Here is a 13,946-nt window from a genome sequence, read left to right as displayed (position 1 = left end):
CGTAGCCCCACCGCTCAGCCCCCAACCCCCCGTCCCCTCCCTGATCACCCCTGATCACCCCCGAGATCACCCCTGATCCCCCCACCTATCCGGAGAGTTGAGAATGCCGAACACACGTCAATCCGCTGCCAGCGGCGGCAGCCGCGCGGAGAGCCCGCCGGCCCTGCGACGATGGGGACGCGTGACCGCGACCCGGTCCCGGCTGGTGATCTGGCTCAGCGTGGCCCTGACCGTGGTGGGCCTCGCGCTCGCCGCCGGCGCCATGGACCGGCTGGTGCTCAGCCGCTTCGAGAGCCCTGGCTCGGAGTCCCTGGACACCCGCGCCTACCTGGGCAAGGAGTTCGACGAGGGCACCCCCAGCGTGCTGCTGATGGTCACGGCCAAGCAGGGCACCGTGGACGACGCGGCCGTCGCCGCCGAGGGCCGCAAGCTGGAGCAGGAGCTGGCGAACCAGGACGGCGTGGCCGAGGTCGCCTCGTACTGGTCGCGCGGCAACTCCCCCGCCATGCGCGGTACGGACAGCAAGCAGGCCCTGGTCATCGCCCGGATGGCCGGTACGGTCACCGAAGCGCGTACCAAACTCGGGGAGTTCTCCCCGGACTTCAGCCGGGACACCGCGCTGGTGAAGGTGCGGGTCGGCGGCGGCGACGAGGTGTTCCGGCAGGGTGCCGAGCAGTCCCGGCAGGACTTCCTGCGCGCCGAGATGATCGTGTTCCCGCTGGTGCTGCTCCTGCTGTTCGTCATCTACCGGCGGTTCTCGGCCGCCCTCCTCACTCTCGGCATGGGCCTGTTCTCGGTGATCACCACGCTGGCGCTGCTGCGCGGGGTCACGTACTTCACCGAGGTCTCGACGTTCGCCGCCAACCTCGCCCTGGTGATGGGCGTCGGACTGGGCGTCGACTACAGCCTGTTCGTCATCAACCGGTTCCGCGAGGAGCTGCGGGCCGGGCGCTCCACCGCCGAGGCCGTCGAGCACGCGGTGGCCAACGCCGGCCGTACCGTCGCGTTCAGCGGTCTCACGGTGCTGGTGTCGCTGGCGTGCCTGCTGCTCTTCCCGTTCCCGTTCCTGCGCTCGTTCGCGTACGCCGGTGTCGCCACCGTCCTGACCTCGGTCTTCGCCGCGCTGGTGATCCTGCCCGCGTCGCTGGCCCGGCTCGGCACGAAGGTCGTCCGCAAGAACGCCGAGGCCCGCTCCGACGAGGGCTGGTGGCACACCACGGCGCTGCGCATGATGCGCAGGCCGCTGCTCTGGGGCATCCCGGCGCTGGTCGTACTGCTGGGTCTCGCCACGCCGACGCTGAGCCTCACCTTCGGTGTGCCGGACGAGCGGGTGCTGCCCAAGGACGTGTCCAGCAGGATGGTCCAGCAGGACATCCGCGACAACTTCGCGGGTGAGGAGATGGACGCGATCCAGGTCCTGCGCCCCGGCCAGGCGGGCACCGGCGCCAACCGTGACTCGATCGACGCGACGGCCGTCGCGCTGTCCAAGATCACTGACATCCAGCAGGTCGACGCCCTGACCGGTTCGTACGCCGAGGGCCGGAAGATCTCCGAACCGAACGAGTCCTCCAGCCGGTTCGAGAGCGACAAGGACACCTGGTACTCGGTCGTCGCCGGCCACCACGGCCTCGACCAGGACATCGACCGTGTCCTGTCCGACGTCCGTACCACCGCGGCCCAGGGCGCGTCCGCGGACGCGAACGAGGTGCGGATCGGTGGCTATCCGGCCGAACTGAAGGACTTCCGGACCGAGTTGGTCGACCGGCTGCCGCTGGTGTTCGGGCTGATCCTGGTGGTCACGTTCGTCATCCTGTTCCTGATGACCGGCAGTGTGCTGCTCCCGGCGAAGGCGATGGTGCTCAACACCCTCAGCATGGGTGTGATGTTCGGCGCCCTCGTGTGGATCTTCCAGGACGGCCATCTGTCCGGCCTGCTGGGCTTCACCCCGAGCGGCTCGATCGAGCCCAGCATTCCCATCCTGATGTTCTGCACGGCCTTCGGTCTCTCGATGGACTACGAGGTCTTCATGCTGTCGCGCATCAAGGAGGAGTACGACCGCACCGGCGACAACGTCCGCGCGGTGGCGGTGGGTCTGGAGCGCAGCGGTCCGCTGATCACTTCGGCGGCTGTGATCCTCGCGGCCTCGTTCGCCACTTACGCTTCGTCCGGGGTCGTCTTCCTGAAGATGCTGGGCATCGGCATGGTGGTGGTGATCCTGGTCGACGCCACCCTGATCAGGGCGGTGCTCGTGCCGGTCTTCATGCGGCTCGCCGGAAAAGCCAACTGGTGGGCCCCGGCGCCGCTGCGCGCCGTGCACGACCGGTTCGGGATCTCCGAGTCGGCACCGTCCGATCCTGTCGGTGAACGGTCCGACACCGCGGGCGTCGGCGTGACCTCCGGCCGTTCCTGACACCGTCAGGAACGGCCGGGACAGCCGAGAAGTTCGCCGAGGAGAGAGTCGATGCTGGGAATCGGAATGTGGGTGCTCATGCTCGCGGGCTCGGGCGCCATCCACTACTACCTGTGGATACGCCTGGTCCGCGACACGAGCAGACCCGCGACCCTGGGCCGGCGGCTGGGGACGGGAGCGGTGGTCGTCTCGGCGCTGGCCGCTCCCGGCACCCGGATCGTCACCCCGTTGTTCGACCCGTCGGAGGACGGCGCCGGACGCTGGGTGGCCTGGCCGGGATACACCCTGATAGGGGTGCTGATCTACCTGCTGATGGGGCTCGTCGTACTGGAGGTGCCGAGGGCGTTTCTGGTACGGCGGTGGCGGCGCGCGGAGCGGGAGGACGGGCGGGAAGCCGGACCGGAGGCCGAGCCGGTGACCGTGTCCTCCACGGTGGATGCGGTAGGCACGGTGGCCGCGTCCGGTCCGGCGGACACGGCGGAACTCGCGTCCGCCACCTCTCATGCGTCGACGGCTACGGAGGTCCCGGAGGTCTCGGAGGTACCGGAGTCCTCGAAGCCGACGGGGACCCCTGGGACCCCAGGGGATCCGGGAGCTCCGGAAACTCCCGCCCCGCCGAGTCAACTCCTCGTCGGACGAAGGCTCTTCCTCGGCAGGGCGGTGGGCGTCCTCGCGGGCGCCACCGCCCTGGGCACGGTCGGCCACGGAATGTCCGTGGCGCTCGGGGACCCGCTGATCAAGCGGGTGCCGATCACCCTTTCCAAGGTGAACGCGCGCCTGGCCGGACTCCGTATCGCCGTCGTCAGCGATGTCCATCTGGGGCCGATGCTCGGGAGGTCCCACACCGAGCGGATCGTCCGGATGATCAATGAGCTGGAGGCCGACCTGGTGGCGATCGTCGGCGACCTCGCCGACGGTACGGCGTCGCAACTGGGCCCGGCCGCAAGGCCGTTCAAGGGCCTGGAGTCGCGGTACGGCAGCTACTTCGTCACCGGGAACCACGAGTACCTCTACGACGGTGTGGAGGACTGGCTGGACGAGATGCGCGCCGTCGGCGTCCGGCCGCTGGTGAACGAGCGGGTGGAGATCCGGCACAACGGCACCTTCCTCGACCTGGCCGGGGTCGAGGACCTGGCCGGCGAGGAGACCGGCCGGGGCCCGGACCTGGAGCGGGCGCTGGCCGGGCGGGACACCTCGCGGCCCGTCGTACTCCTGGCCCACCAGCCGGTGTTCGCCGAGGAGGCCGCCCGCCACGGGGTCGACCTCCAGCTGTCCGGCCACACCCACGGCGGACAGATGTTCCCGCTCACCGGTGTGACGGCGCTGTCCAATCCGGTCAGCGCCGGGCTCGGCAAGGTGGACGACACCACGCTGTACGTGACGAGCGGGGCCGGTTTCTTCGGTCCTCCGGTCAGGGTCGGCGTGCCGCCGGACATCACTCTGCTGGAACTACGTCCGGCGGACGTCTGAAAGACACTGGGCAGCTAGGCAAGGGCGCTAGGCAGGGAAGTTCGGCAAGGACGGGTCAACAGGTAAACAGGAACGGGAGAGCAGGCCATGGGGAAGTCAGTACGCCTCGACAGCTCGGATGACGCCCAGCACCACGGTTCGGAGGACTCCCCGGACAGGGTGAGCGACGGGCCGGACATGGTGAGCGACGGGAGCGACACGGGAGCCCCGGACACCGTCCCGGACACCGTGCCCGAGCTGATCCCCGAGGCGCTTCTGTGGGAGCAGACCGCTCCGGGGAACCCGCTCTCCGAGGTCCTGGGAATCTTTGTCGGGACCGGGGCACCGCGTCCTCATGGCTCGCTTCTGGAACTCGACGCGTCGTGAGCCGGGTTCGGGTTCGGGCCCGAACCCGAACCCGGCCCCTTGCTCGTATCCGTACCCGTACCCGCCGATCGTGATGGCGCCGCTGGTGATCGCCCGACGGATGCCGCCCGCGGGTCAGATCTGGTTCTCGCCGCCGTCGACGTACAGGTTGGTTCCGAGGATGAAGCTGCTCTGCTCGGAAGCGAGGAAAGCCACCACGTTGGCGACCTCCTCCGGGTGCCCGATCCGGCCCAGTGGGACACCCGCGGCGAACTGTGACTTGGTGAGGGGCGCGTCTCCCGCGGTCACGGCGTCGAGCGCGGGAGTGTCGATCGTGCCCGGGGAGATGGCGTTGACCCGGATGCCGCGGTCCTTGAGCTCGTTGGCCCAGGTGCGGGCGAAGGACCGGATCGCCGCCTTGGAGGCCGCGTACGTGCCGAACGCCGCGACACCGTCATCGGCGCGCACCGAGGAGTTCAGGATCACCGACGCGCCGTCGTTGAGCAGCGGCAGCGCCTTCTGCACCGTGAACAATGTGCCCCGGACGTTGACGCCGAAGGTCTCGTCGAAGTGTTCCTCGGTGACCTGCTCCAGCGTGGCGAACGACGCGGTGGCGGCGTTGGCGAAGAGCACGTCCAGGCCCCGGCCCCGGGCGCGGACCGTGTCGTAGAGCAGGTCCAGGTCGGCGGGGTCGGAGATATCACCCACCACCGCGGTGGCCGCTGCCGGGCCGATGGTCTCGACGGCCGCGTCCAGCACGGTCTCGCGCCGGCCGGTGATGAACACGTGCGCGCCCTCGGCGGCCAGTCGAACGGCGGTGGCCAGGCCGATCCCGGTGCCGCCGCCGGTGACGACGGCGGTCTTACCTTCAAGCTGTCCCATGATCATGACCTCCGCAAAGTTCGGTACCGATCGATACTGAATAAGACCGTAGCACCTTACGCACCGACCGGTACAGAAGAGGTACGATCCATCGCATGGAGACGGGACAGAGGGCGCCGATCGGTCGACCGAGGGGTTTCGACGCCGACAAGGCCCTCGAACACGCCATGCGGGTCTTCTGGGAGCAGGGCTACGAAGGCGCCAGCCTCACCGACCTGACCAGCGCCATGGGCATCACCCGCACCAGCATGTACGCGGCCTTCGGCAACAAGGAGGACCTGTTCCGCAAGGCCCTGGAGCGCTACACCGAGGGCCCCGCCTCGTACGGGGCCCGGGCCCTGCGAGAACCGACCGCCCGGCAGGTGGCCACCGCGTTCCTCAACGGCTCCGTCCGGGCCACCACCCGCCCCGGCTGCCCCACCGGGTGCCTGGGCGTCCAAGGATCCCTCGCCGCCGGTGACCCGGGAAGCAACGCCCGCGACGCCCTCGTCGCCTGGCGCGACGAGCACACCTCCCTCCTCCGCGACCGGCTCCGGCAAGCCGTCGACGAAGGCGACCTGCCCCCCGACGCCGATCCCGGCCTACTCGCCCGTTACCTCATGACCGTGGCCAACGGCATCGCAGTCCAAGCCGCCGGCGGTGCCAGTCGCGACGACCTCCAGCAGGTGGCGGACATGGCCTTGCGAAGCTGGCCACCTGGCACGGGCCCGGATCGGCCGGGCGGCTGAGCCGACGCTGTCCGCTTCGTGGCCGGGTAACTGGCTCATGCGACCGCACCGCGTTTCGTGCGCGATCGGCGAGGGCTGGGCTACTCCATGCTCTCCTTCAGAAGGGGAGCGGTGTCGAAGTAGAAGTTCCGCATCCGCCACAACTTCTCATCGCGCAGGATCCAGTGTTCGGCGATCCAGAGCTCGTCTCCAGCGGTCGATCGTCCGCTGAGCAGCGCGGCGACGTGCTCTCCATCGGCCGACAGACTGACCACACGGATGCTCTGAAGGTCGACCGCTGCCCCGAACTTGGGCAGCACGTCGCGGAAGAAGGCGTCAGGTCCGCGATGCACGCCGCCCCATGGCAGGACCGAGGGGACGTTCTCCTCGAAGTCCTCATGCATGGCCGCGCGGAACGCCGCCACGTCACCGCTGAACGCTGCTGCGTATACCTGTCGGACGATGTCGCGGTTGCGTGCCTCTGTGGCGGAATTGGTCATGGTCGCGCCTCTCTCTGTGGTCATCTCGGGGCCTGCACGGTCTTGCACGGTCCCGCAGGTACGACGCTAGGGGCCATTTCCGCGACGAGTAATGGCTCTGAGTCCTCATCTGATGTCTGATCGTCCCGATCCGGGCCGATACTCGTAGGATCGAGACAGACGCATCGCTGGGAGGGAGGGTTCGCGTGGACGTTGTCGGCAATATCGCCATGTCGATGCGGACTTCGAAGCCGGTCGCCCGCCTCAAAGATCTCTACGGCTCCTGGGGTATGAGACTCACGGGTGACCAGGGCGCCGGCCTTCATGTCGTGCTGGAGGGAGCGGCTTGGATTCTTCCTCCGGCTGTCCCGGCCCCGGTCCAGCTCGGGGTCGGCGATGTCGTCTTCGCCCGGACAGGCGAGGGCTACACGCTGGCGAGTCACCCCGGCTCGCCCATCGTCGAGGTGTCCTCAATGGCCCCGGTGGACCATTGGCCACTGCCGAAACCGGTCACCGGCCAGGCGCCGGGAACCGTTCTGCTGTGCGGCGTCTACGCACTCGACCGGGCTCGGCCGCATCCCCTGATCGCCGGCCTTCCTTCGGTGATCCATCTGCCGGCGAGGGCTGCGATCGGGGAGCCCCTGCGCTCCGTCGTCGACCTGCTGGGCGCCGAGGTCGCCCGTGACGGGCCGGAGCTGGGCGCGGCGGTTCCGGCCCTCCTCGACCTGCTGATGATCTACACGCTGCGCACGTGGTACGCCCGCGAGGCGGAGCGTGGGGCACAAGGCTGGGCGCGAGCTCTGCGAGATCCCGCTATTCGCAAGGCACTTGAACGCATTGAGCAGTCGCCTGCCGAGCCCTGGACCGTCGGGAGTCTCGCGGCGGCCGGGGGCGTGTCGCGAACGCTATTCGCCCGACAGTTCCGTGAGCTCACCGGTGAGCCGCCCCTGGCCTATGTGACCCGTTGGCGCATGATGATCGCCGCTCGCCTGCTCCGCGATACCGATCTGGCGCTCCAGGCTGTTGCCGCACAGGTCGGCTACGGTTCGGCATTCGCGTTCGGGAAGGCATTCAAGAGGGCTTTCGGGGACGCGCCGGGCGTCTACCGACGTGAGTATCGCGATCATCTCAGTCGATGAACGGCCGCGATCAGGTTGCTCACGCGGAAGCGCGGACGTGACGTATCAGACGTATCAACTGGGCCTGGTTTCCTCGCTCACCCATGACAGGTAGTCGGCGCCGCCGTGCGTGATCGGGGTGGCGATGATCTCCGGAGTGTCGTAGTCGTGCACGCTCCGGATCTGCGCCTCCAGCTCCGGGAAGCGGTCCACCGTGGTCTTGTACAGCACGCGCCATTCCGGGTCGGTCTGTACCGCGCCCTCCCACCGGTAGACGCTCGTGATCGGCCCGTCGATCTGTGCGCAGGCCGCCACCCTGGCATCGACGGCGCTGGCGGCCAGGTGTTGTGCCTTCTCCGCGCTGTCGGTCGTCGTGAGTACGGTCAAGTAGTCGGCCACGGGATCTCCTTCGGTACCGGCGTGCTGGGACCGTACCCCGCCTGCCGACAGCGACATGTCGCCCGTCGATGGTCTCGCCGATGGTGGAGTCTGCTCCACCATCAGGACGGGACGGCACTCTCTCGTTCGCGCCCCCTCTCCTTCCTAGTGTCTTCGGTGGCACAGCGATCGACACTTCGATCCGGCTCATCACCGAGAGGGCGTACGGATGTTCAGGCAGCGGCACCTTTCCGCGACAGCGACAGCGACAGCGACAGCGGTGGCGGTGGCGGAACGGGCGGACCTCGTACCCGGCGTATCCGCCGTACCCGACGCCCTCACCCTGAAAGGGGTCGCCCGGGAGTACCGGCGCGGAGTCGCCGCTCTCCACCCCATCGATCTCGCCGTGCCGCGCGGCCGGTTCCTCGCCGTCATGGGGCCGTCCGGCTGCGGGAAGTCGACCCTTCTCCAGTGCGCCGCCGGACTCGACCGCCCGACGGCGGGAACGGTGAGCATCGGCGGTACGGAGCTGTCCTCGCTCCGGGAGGCCGCGCTGACACGGTTGCGCCGGGAGCGCATCGGGTTCGTGTTCCAGGCGCACAATCTCGTGCCGTCGCTGAGCGTGGCGGAGAACGTCTCCCTGCCGCTGATGCTCGGCGGTACGCGGCCCGGTGACCGGGCGTTGCGCGGGCTCGACGCCGTAGGGCTCGGGGACCGGGGCGACGACCGGCCGTCGGAGCTGTCCGGCGGGCAGCAGCAGCGTGTGGCGATCGCCCGCGCGCTCGTCACCGGGCCCGACATCATCTTCGCCGACGAGCCCACGGGGGCGCTGGACCCCGTCACCGCGCAGGACGTACTCGCCCTGCTGCGGCAGGCCGTCGAACGCGACGGTCACACCGTGGTGATGGTGACCCACGACCCGGCGGCCGCCGCCTGGGCCGACGAAGCCCTGTTCCTCGGCCAGGGGCGGGTTGTCGCCCGCCTGGACCGGCCGGACGCCGCCGAAGTACGGCAGTTCATGCGGGGCATGGGACGCGAAGGCGAGCGGGCGGCATGAGCGTCAAGGGTGCGACAGACATGAGCGTCAAGGGCGCGACCAGCATGAAGGTCACCACGTTCCTGGCCGTGCGGGCGGCCCGTACTCACCGCAAGGCCTGGGCCGCCGTCTTCGCGGCCCTCGCCCTCACCTCGCTGCTGCTCGGCTCCTTCGGGCTCGCCCTCGCGTCGGCCGGACTCGGGCACGCGCGCGTGGAGCGGTACGCGGGGGCCGACCTCGTCGTCGCGGGCGACCAGAACACCCGCTTCACCGCGAAGATGTGGGGCGGCGAGCCGGAGACCGCGACGGCCGGGCTCACCGAGCGGGTACGCGTGCCGGAGCCGGTGCTGGAGAGCGTACGGAACGTGCCGGGCGTGCGCGCGGCCGTCGCCGACGACGTGTTCCAGGTGGGAGTCCTGAGCGCGTCCGGTAGCGCGGGCGCCGTTTCCGGACGGGCCTGGGACGCCGCCGAGTTGGCGCCGTACGGCATACGGGAGGGACACGCCCCGCGACGCGCGGGCGAGGTCGTCGTGGGCGGCGGGACCGCCCGCGTCGGGGAGCGCGTCACCCTGCGGGTCTCCGGCGCGGACGCGACGTACACCGTCGCCGGGGTCGCCGACGGCCCCGGCGCCGCCGTCTACTTCACCGGGGCCGAGGCCCGCCGCCTGGCCGGGCACCCGGGCTCGTTGGACGCTATCGGGATCGTCGCCGAACCCGGCGTTCCGGCAGGGGAGTTGAGTACGCGCGTACGGAACGCCCTGGACGCGTCGGACGCCGGGAGCGTGGGCCGGCGGGCGGACGGTGATACGGCTCCGCTGCGCGTACTGACCGGTGACGAGCGCGGCGACGCCGAGTTCCTGACGGCGGCGACCGCCCGTTCGGGCATCCTGGCGCTGCTCGCCTCCGTGGCCGGCACCGTCGTGCTCATCGCCCTGCTCGTCGTGTCGTCGACGGTCGTGCAGGCGCTGCGGCAGCGCGATCACGAACTCGGCCTGCTGCGCGCGGTCGGCGCGACGCCACGCCAGGTGCGTGGTGCGGTGGGCAAGGAGGTGGGCCGGGTCGCGGCCGTCGCCGCGCTGGTCGGCGCCGTGGGGGCGGTCCCCGCCTGTCTCGGACTCCTCCGGCTGCTGGACGCGCGGGGCGTACTGCCCGCCGGCCTCGAACTCCCCTTCCCTCCCTGGCTGGTGGCGGCGCCCCTGCTCACCGCCGCGGTCACCGTCCTGGTCGCCCGCGCCGCCGCCCTGATCGCCTGCGCGGGGACCGCGAAGGCGCGGTCGGCGGAGGCGCTGCGCGAGAAGGAGCCCGGCAGGGCGCGCCGGGTCAGCGGGCTGGTGCTGTTGCTCGGGGGCGTGAGTTCGGCGGGGACCGCCACCTTGCAGAGCGGTACGGCGGCAGCCGCGGCGGCCGGTGCGGCGGCGGTGACGATGGTCATCGCGTGCGCGCTGCTGGGGCCGTGGACAGCCGAGGGCGCGATGAAGGTCCTCGGCGTGCCGCTGCGGGTCCTCGGTGGTCCGGCCGGCCGCCTGGCCGCCGCGAACTGCACGGCGTCGGCACGCCGGCTGGGCGCCGCCATCACCCCGATCGTCCTGGTCACCGCCTTCGTCGGCGTACAGCTCTCGTCGGGCGCGACGGTCGGTCACGCGGGGGACGCGCAGGCGCTGCGGGCGACGCGGGCCGACCTCGTGGTGTCGGCCGAGGGCGGGCTGCCGGACGGCGCGGTGGAGCGGATCCGGGAGGTCCCGGGGGTGCGGGCGGCGACGGAGGTCGTACGGAGCACCGTGGTGCTGGCCCGGCAGGATGCCGGCTCGCCCGTCCTGGAGCGGCTGCCCGCGCTCGGTGTCACCCCTCAGGGGCTGACGCGGACCCTCGACCCGGAGGCGCGCGACGGGAACGTGGACGAACTGCGCCCCGGTACGGTCGCGATCGGCCGGGACCGTGCCCGCTCCCTGGACGTGGAGCCCGGCTCGACGGTGACACTGCGCTTCGGGGACGGCGCGCAGGCGCGGCTGCGGGTGGTGGCCACGTACGAACGAGCCCTGGCCCTGGGCGACTTCCTCTTCTCGCGCGACGAGCTGCTGAAGCACATGTCGGCGCCCGGCCCGGGACGCGTCCTGGTCGCCACGGACCAACCTGACAACGGGGTCACGGTTACCAAGGCGGTGGCGTCGGCCGTCCCGGGGGCCCGCGTGGAGCCGAACTCCGCGCCGGTACGGGTCGAGGCGGAGGACCAGGCCCTGGGCGAAGTGGTCTCCCTGGCGGCGGTGTCGGCGATCGGCGGCTTCACGGTGATCGCCATCCTGAGCACCCTGTCGCTCATCGCGATCGGACGGCGCCCCGAACTGGCGCAGCTGCGGCTCGCCGGTGCGGGACGGCGCCAACTGCGGCGCATGCTCTGGCTGGAGGCGGGCGTCACGGCGGTGACGGGGCTGGTCGTCGGCGCGGTCGTCGCGTCCCTGCCGCTGGTCGGTTTCAGCGTCGCGATGACGCGTACGGCGCCGTACCTGCCGGCCGAGCAGGCCGTGGTGATCGTGGTGGTGGTCGGTGTGACGGCGGTGGCGGGGACGTTGCTTCCGGTGTGGCAGGTGCTGCGGGGAAGGTACGCGGTAAGGGCCCGCTGAGCGGGAGCGGGCCCGGGAGCGGCTCAGTAGGGACCGGGACCGGCTCAGCAGGGAGCGGGACCGCCTCAGCAGGGAGAGGGAGCGGTCCGCTCCCTCTCCCTACTCCTTGTTGAGGTAGGCCAGTACCGCCAGCACCCTCCGGTGCCCGCTGTCACCCGGCGGCAGGCCCAGCTTCGCGAAGACGTTGCCGATGTGTTTGCTGACCGCCCGGTCCGACACCACCAGCGTCTTCGCGATCGTCGTGTTGTCCCGGCCCTCGGCCATCAGCTGCAACACCTCACGCTCGCGCGGTGTCAGCGAGTCCAGCGGATCGTCGCGGCGCCGGGTCAGCAGCTCCGTCACCACCTCGGGGTCCAGCGCCGTGCCGCCGCCGGCGACCCGCTCCAGCGCGTCGAGGAACTCGTCCACCCGTCCCACCCGGTCCTTGAGCAGATACCCGAGGCCGCTCGCGCCACCGGCCAGCAGTTCGGACGCGTACGCCTCCTCGACGTACTGCGAGAGCACCAGCACCGGCAGGCCGGGGATCTCGCGTCGCGCCGCGAGCGCCGCGCGCAGTCCCTCGTCGCGGAAGCCGGGCGGCATACGTACGTCGAGTACGGCGACGTCCGGGCGGTGCTCCAGCAGCGCGGGCAGCACCTCGGGCCCGGTGGACGCGACCGCCACCACCTCGTGCCCCGAGGAGGTCAGCAGGAGGACCATCCCCTCCCTCAGCAAGGCGTTGTCCTCGGCGATCACCACGCGCACGGCAGCTCCACTTCGATCACGGTCGGCCCTCCGACGGGGCTGGTCAGTTCCACAGTGCCGTCGAGGGCGGCGACCCGGCGCCGCATGCCGAGCAGCCCGCTGCCGCCCGACTGGTCGGCGCCGCCCCGCCCTTCGTCACGTACCAGTATCGTCAACTGCCGTGCCGTACGGATCAGTTCCACCGACGCCCGCTCCGCACCGCTGTGCTTCGCGGCGTTGGTGAGCGCCTCGGCGACGACGAAGTACGCGGCGGCCTCGACCGCCGCCGGGGCGCGGGGCGTCTCCTCCACGCCGGTCTCGCGCACCGAGACATCCAGCGCGTTGCCGGCCGCGAGGGCCCGTACCGCGCCGACGAGGCCGCGGTCGGTGAGGATCGGCGGGTGGATGCCCCGTACGACGTGCCGCAGCTCGGTGAGGGCCTGCTCCGCCTGGAGCTGCGCGTCGTCGAGGAGCTTGCGCGCCGCCTCCGGGTCCTTGTCGTACGCACGCCGGGCGAGGCCGACCCGCATCGACAGCGAGACCAGGTGCGCCTGCGTACCGTCGTGCAGGTCCCGCTCGATACGGCGCAGTTCGGCTCCGTGCGCGGCGATCACTCCCGCCCGTGTGACGGTCAACTCCTCGACCCGCTCGGCGAGTTGGGCGTTCGGTGACGGCAGCAGCAGTGCCCCTGACCAGGACGCGTCGAGGTCGGCGAGGCGGGGGATGAGCGGCAGCACCACGGCCCGGCGGCCCAGCAGCCCGCACCACACGCCGTCCACGGCCAGGCCGATCACCCACAGCGGCAGGGAGAAGTACAGCAGGAAGAGGCCGTAGCAGAGGTGGACGGCGAGCCAGCGCAGATCGCGGAATGTGCCCGGGTCCCTGACCGCCTTGCGCACCCGCTCGAAGAGCTCGCCGGTGAGCGGTACGTACGCCTCGGGTATCTTCTCGCCCGTCCAGAGGGCGACGCACCGCCGCTTGTAGCCGGCGAGCCTGCGCAGCGGCAGCACCGCCTCGGGCAGGACGCCCGCGCCGATCACGGTCAACGTGGCGACGGCGGCGACCATCAGCAGCGCGACATAGAGACACGACGCCAGCGCGATCCCGGCCGCCGTACCCAGCTGAACCGTGGCACGCTCCGCCTGCCGCACTGTCTCCCTCATGCCCATGCCCATGGCTGTCAGCCTAGGCTCGCCGTACTCGCGGGCGCGGGTGAGCCTGCTGCCCGGACGGGGGTGTAGCGGGCTACACCCCCGGTTCGGGAGGACGCCCCATCGATGGGGCGGTCCGGTGACGGCAAGGTTGATCCCAGCGAACCCCAGCCGATCCCGACCGGCCCCAGACGATCGTGGCTCCCGGCCGGCCCTGCTGATTCACCGCTTGATTCACCGCGCCCCTCGGAAGGAACTCCCATGAAGGCCCTGCTCTGGCTCCTGCTCGCCGTCGCCGTGGCGGCCAACGCCGTCACCAGCTTCATCCTTGTCGGGACGACGCAGATCCTCGTCAGCCTCGTCACCGGTGTCGTGGTGATCGCGTCGGGCGTCGGCCTGTTCCTGACGCGGGAGAAGGGCGAAGACGTCCGGACTCACTGAGGGGCGCGGCACGGAACGGGGCCGGGGGACCGGGGGACCGTCCACGAGTGCCGGGTACGAGCACATTAATTCTCTCCATGGCTCAGGAAAACCTGTCGTGGCTGCGGTAGACATGCGATTCCCCTGTGTCTAGGGTTCCTGGCGTAGCAGACGAATTCAGCGATACGCGGCACGAGGGCGGCGACGGC

General features: G+C 70.8%; 13 protein-coding genes. 8 read left to right on the top strand and 5 right to left on the bottom strand.

Annotation, left to right across the window (positions count from 1 at the left end; translation table 11 throughout):
* Positions 1-181: 181 nt before the first annotated feature.
* From ACIQD6_RS14190 to ACIQD6_RS14180, 3 genes are all read left to right on the top strand, one after another.
* Entirely contained in the window at positions 182-2,410 is a 2,229-nt protein-coding gene (locus ACIQD6_RS14190; protein ID WP_401881803.1) for an MMPL family transporter, read from the top strand.
* Between the two features lie 51 nt (positions 2,411-2,461).
* Positions 2,462-3,880 (top strand): metallophosphoesterase, encoded by a 1,419-nt coding sequence (locus ACIQD6_RS14185; protein WP_401881801.1) that lies wholly within the window; start codon positions 2,462-2,464, stop codon positions 3,878-3,880.
* Positions 3,881-3,967: 87 nt separating this feature from the next.
* Positions 3,968-4,246 (top strand): hypothetical protein, encoded by a 279-nt coding sequence (locus tag ACIQD6_RS14180; RefSeq protein WP_401881799.1) that lies wholly within the window; start codon positions 3,968-3,970, stop codon positions 4,244-4,246.
* Between the two features lie 114 nt (positions 4,247-4,360).
* On the opposite strand, the gene ACIQD6_RS14175 is transcribed toward ACIQD6_RS14180, so the two are convergent.
* Positions 4,361-5,107: an SDR family NAD(P)-dependent oxidoreductase gene (locus ACIQD6_RS14175; protein ID WP_401881797.1), complete on the bottom strand. Its 747-nt coding sequence runs from the start codon at positions 5,105-5,107 to the stop codon at positions 4,361-4,363.
* 95 nt (positions 5,108-5,202) lie between these two features.
* Here ACIQD6_RS14175 and ACIQD6_RS14170 point away from each other — a divergent pair, with 95 nt between their 5' ends.
* A complete protein-coding gene (locus ACIQD6_RS14170; RefSeq protein ID WP_401881795.1) occupies positions 5,203-5,835 on the top strand; it encodes a TetR/AcrR family transcriptional regulator in 633 nt (210 codons plus the stop codon).
* An 80-nt stretch (positions 5,836-5,915) separates the two neighbouring features.
* Here ACIQD6_RS14170 and ACIQD6_RS14165 read toward each other — a convergent pair whose 3' ends face one another.
* Positions 5,916-6,314: a nuclear transport factor 2 family protein gene (locus tag ACIQD6_RS14165; protein ID WP_401881793.1), complete on the bottom strand. Its 399-nt coding sequence runs from the start codon at positions 6,312-6,314 to the stop codon at positions 5,916-5,918.
* Between the two features lie 185 nt (positions 6,315-6,499).
* Here ACIQD6_RS14165 and ACIQD6_RS14160 point away from each other — a divergent pair, with 185 nt between their 5' ends.
* Positions 6,500-7,432 (top strand): cupin domain-containing protein, encoded by a 933-nt coding sequence (locus tag ACIQD6_RS14160; protein WP_401881791.1) that lies wholly within the window; start codon positions 6,500-6,502, stop codon positions 7,430-7,432.
* Positions 7,433-7,486: 54 nt separating this feature from the next.
* Here the strand turns inward: ACIQD6_RS14160 and cutA are convergent, their stop codons facing one another.
* Positions 7,487-7,810 (bottom strand): divalent-cation tolerance protein CutA, encoded by a 324-nt coding sequence (gene cutA / locus ACIQD6_RS14155; protein ID WP_401881789.1) that lies wholly within the window; start codon positions 7,808-7,810, stop codon positions 7,487-7,489.
* Positions 7,811-8,018: 208 nt separating this feature from the next.
* On the opposite strand from cutA, the gene ACIQD6_RS14150 reads away from it, so the two are divergent.
* A complete protein-coding gene (locus ACIQD6_RS14150) occupies positions 8,019-8,846 on the top strand; it encodes an ABC transporter ATP-binding protein (RefSeq protein WP_401881787.1) in 828 nt (275 codons plus the stop codon).
* On the top strand, positions 8,843-11,443 hold the full coding sequence (locus ACIQD6_RS14145; RefSeq protein WP_401881785.1) for an FtsX-like permease family protein: 2,601 nt from the start codon (positions 8,843-8,845) through the stop codon (positions 11,441-11,443). Before ACIQD6_RS14150 ends, ACIQD6_RS14145 begins: the two co-directional genes overlap by 4 nt.
* A 99-nt stretch (positions 11,444-11,542) precedes the next feature.
* Here ACIQD6_RS14145 and ACIQD6_RS14140 read toward each other — a convergent pair whose 3' ends face one another.
* Positions 11,543-12,187 (bottom strand): response regulator, encoded by a 645-nt coding sequence (locus ACIQD6_RS14140; RefSeq protein ID WP_401881783.1) that lies wholly within the window; start codon positions 12,185-12,187, stop codon positions 11,543-11,545.
* Positions 12,175-13,329, bottom strand: coding sequence for a sensor histidine kinase (locus ACIQD6_RS14135; RefSeq protein ID WP_401882843.1), 1,155 nt, complete (start codon positions 13,327-13,329; stop codon positions 12,175-12,177). Before ACIQD6_RS14135 ends, ACIQD6_RS14140 begins: the two co-directional genes overlap by 13 nt.
* Positions 13,330-13,578: 249 nt before the next feature.
* On the opposite strand from ACIQD6_RS14135, the gene ACIQD6_RS14130 reads away from it, so the two are divergent.
* Complete coding sequence (locus tag ACIQD6_RS14130) at positions 13,579-13,758, top strand: hypothetical protein (protein WP_401881781.1); 180 nt, start codon at positions 13,579-13,581, stop codon at positions 13,756-13,758.
* Positions 13,759-13,946 lie beyond the last annotated feature (188 nt).

It is taken from the genome of Streptomyces sp. NPDC088400, from assembly GCF_044753355.1.
In the GTDB taxonomy this organism is placed as follows: domain Bacteria; phylum Actinomycetota; class Actinomycetes; order Streptomycetales; family Streptomycetaceae; genus Streptomyces.
The sequence above is the reverse complement of the archived record's forward strand: the minus strand, read 5'-3'. Positions and strand labels throughout refer to the sequence as shown.

What these genes read in the sequence shown, in the direction of transcription:
- ACIQD6_RS14145 (WP_401881785.1), top strand. Translation starts at nt 8,843, where the DNA reads ATGAGCGTCAAGGGTGCGACAGACATGAGCGTCAAGGGCGCGACCAGC.
- ACIQD6_RS14185 (WP_401881801.1), top strand. Translation starts at nt 2,462, where the DNA reads ATGCTGGGAATCGGAATGTGGGTGCTCATGCTCGCGGGCTCGGGCGCC.
- ACIQD6_RS14170 (WP_401881795.1), top strand. Translation starts at nt 5,203, where the DNA reads ATGGAGACGGGACAGAGGGCGCCGATCGGTCGACCGAGGGGTTTCGAC.
- ACIQD6_RS14130 (WP_401881781.1), top strand. Translation starts at nt 13,579, where the DNA reads ATGAAGGCCCTGCTCTGGCTCCTGCTCGCCGTCGCCGTGGCGGCCAAC.
- ACIQD6_RS14175 (WP_401881797.1), bottom strand. Translation starts at nt 5,107, where the DNA reads ATGGGACAGCTTGAAGGTAAGACCGCCGTCGTCACCGGCGGCGGCACC.
- ACIQD6_RS14165 (WP_401881793.1), bottom strand. Translation starts at nt 6,314, where the DNA reads ATGACCAATTCCGCCACAGAGGCACGCAACCGCGACATCGTCCGACAG.
- ACIQD6_RS14135 (WP_401882843.1), bottom strand. Translation starts at nt 13,329, where the DNA reads ATGAGGGAGACAGTGCGGCAGGCGGAGCGTGCCACGGTTCAGCTGGGT.
- ACIQD6_RS14180 (WP_401881799.1), top strand. Translation starts at nt 3,968, where the DNA reads ATGGGGAAGTCAGTACGCCTCGACAGCTCGGATGACGCCCAGCACCAC.
- ACIQD6_RS14150 (WP_401881787.1), top strand. Translation starts at nt 8,019, where the DNA reads ATGTTCAGGCAGCGGCACCTTTCCGCGACAGCGACAGCGACAGCGACA.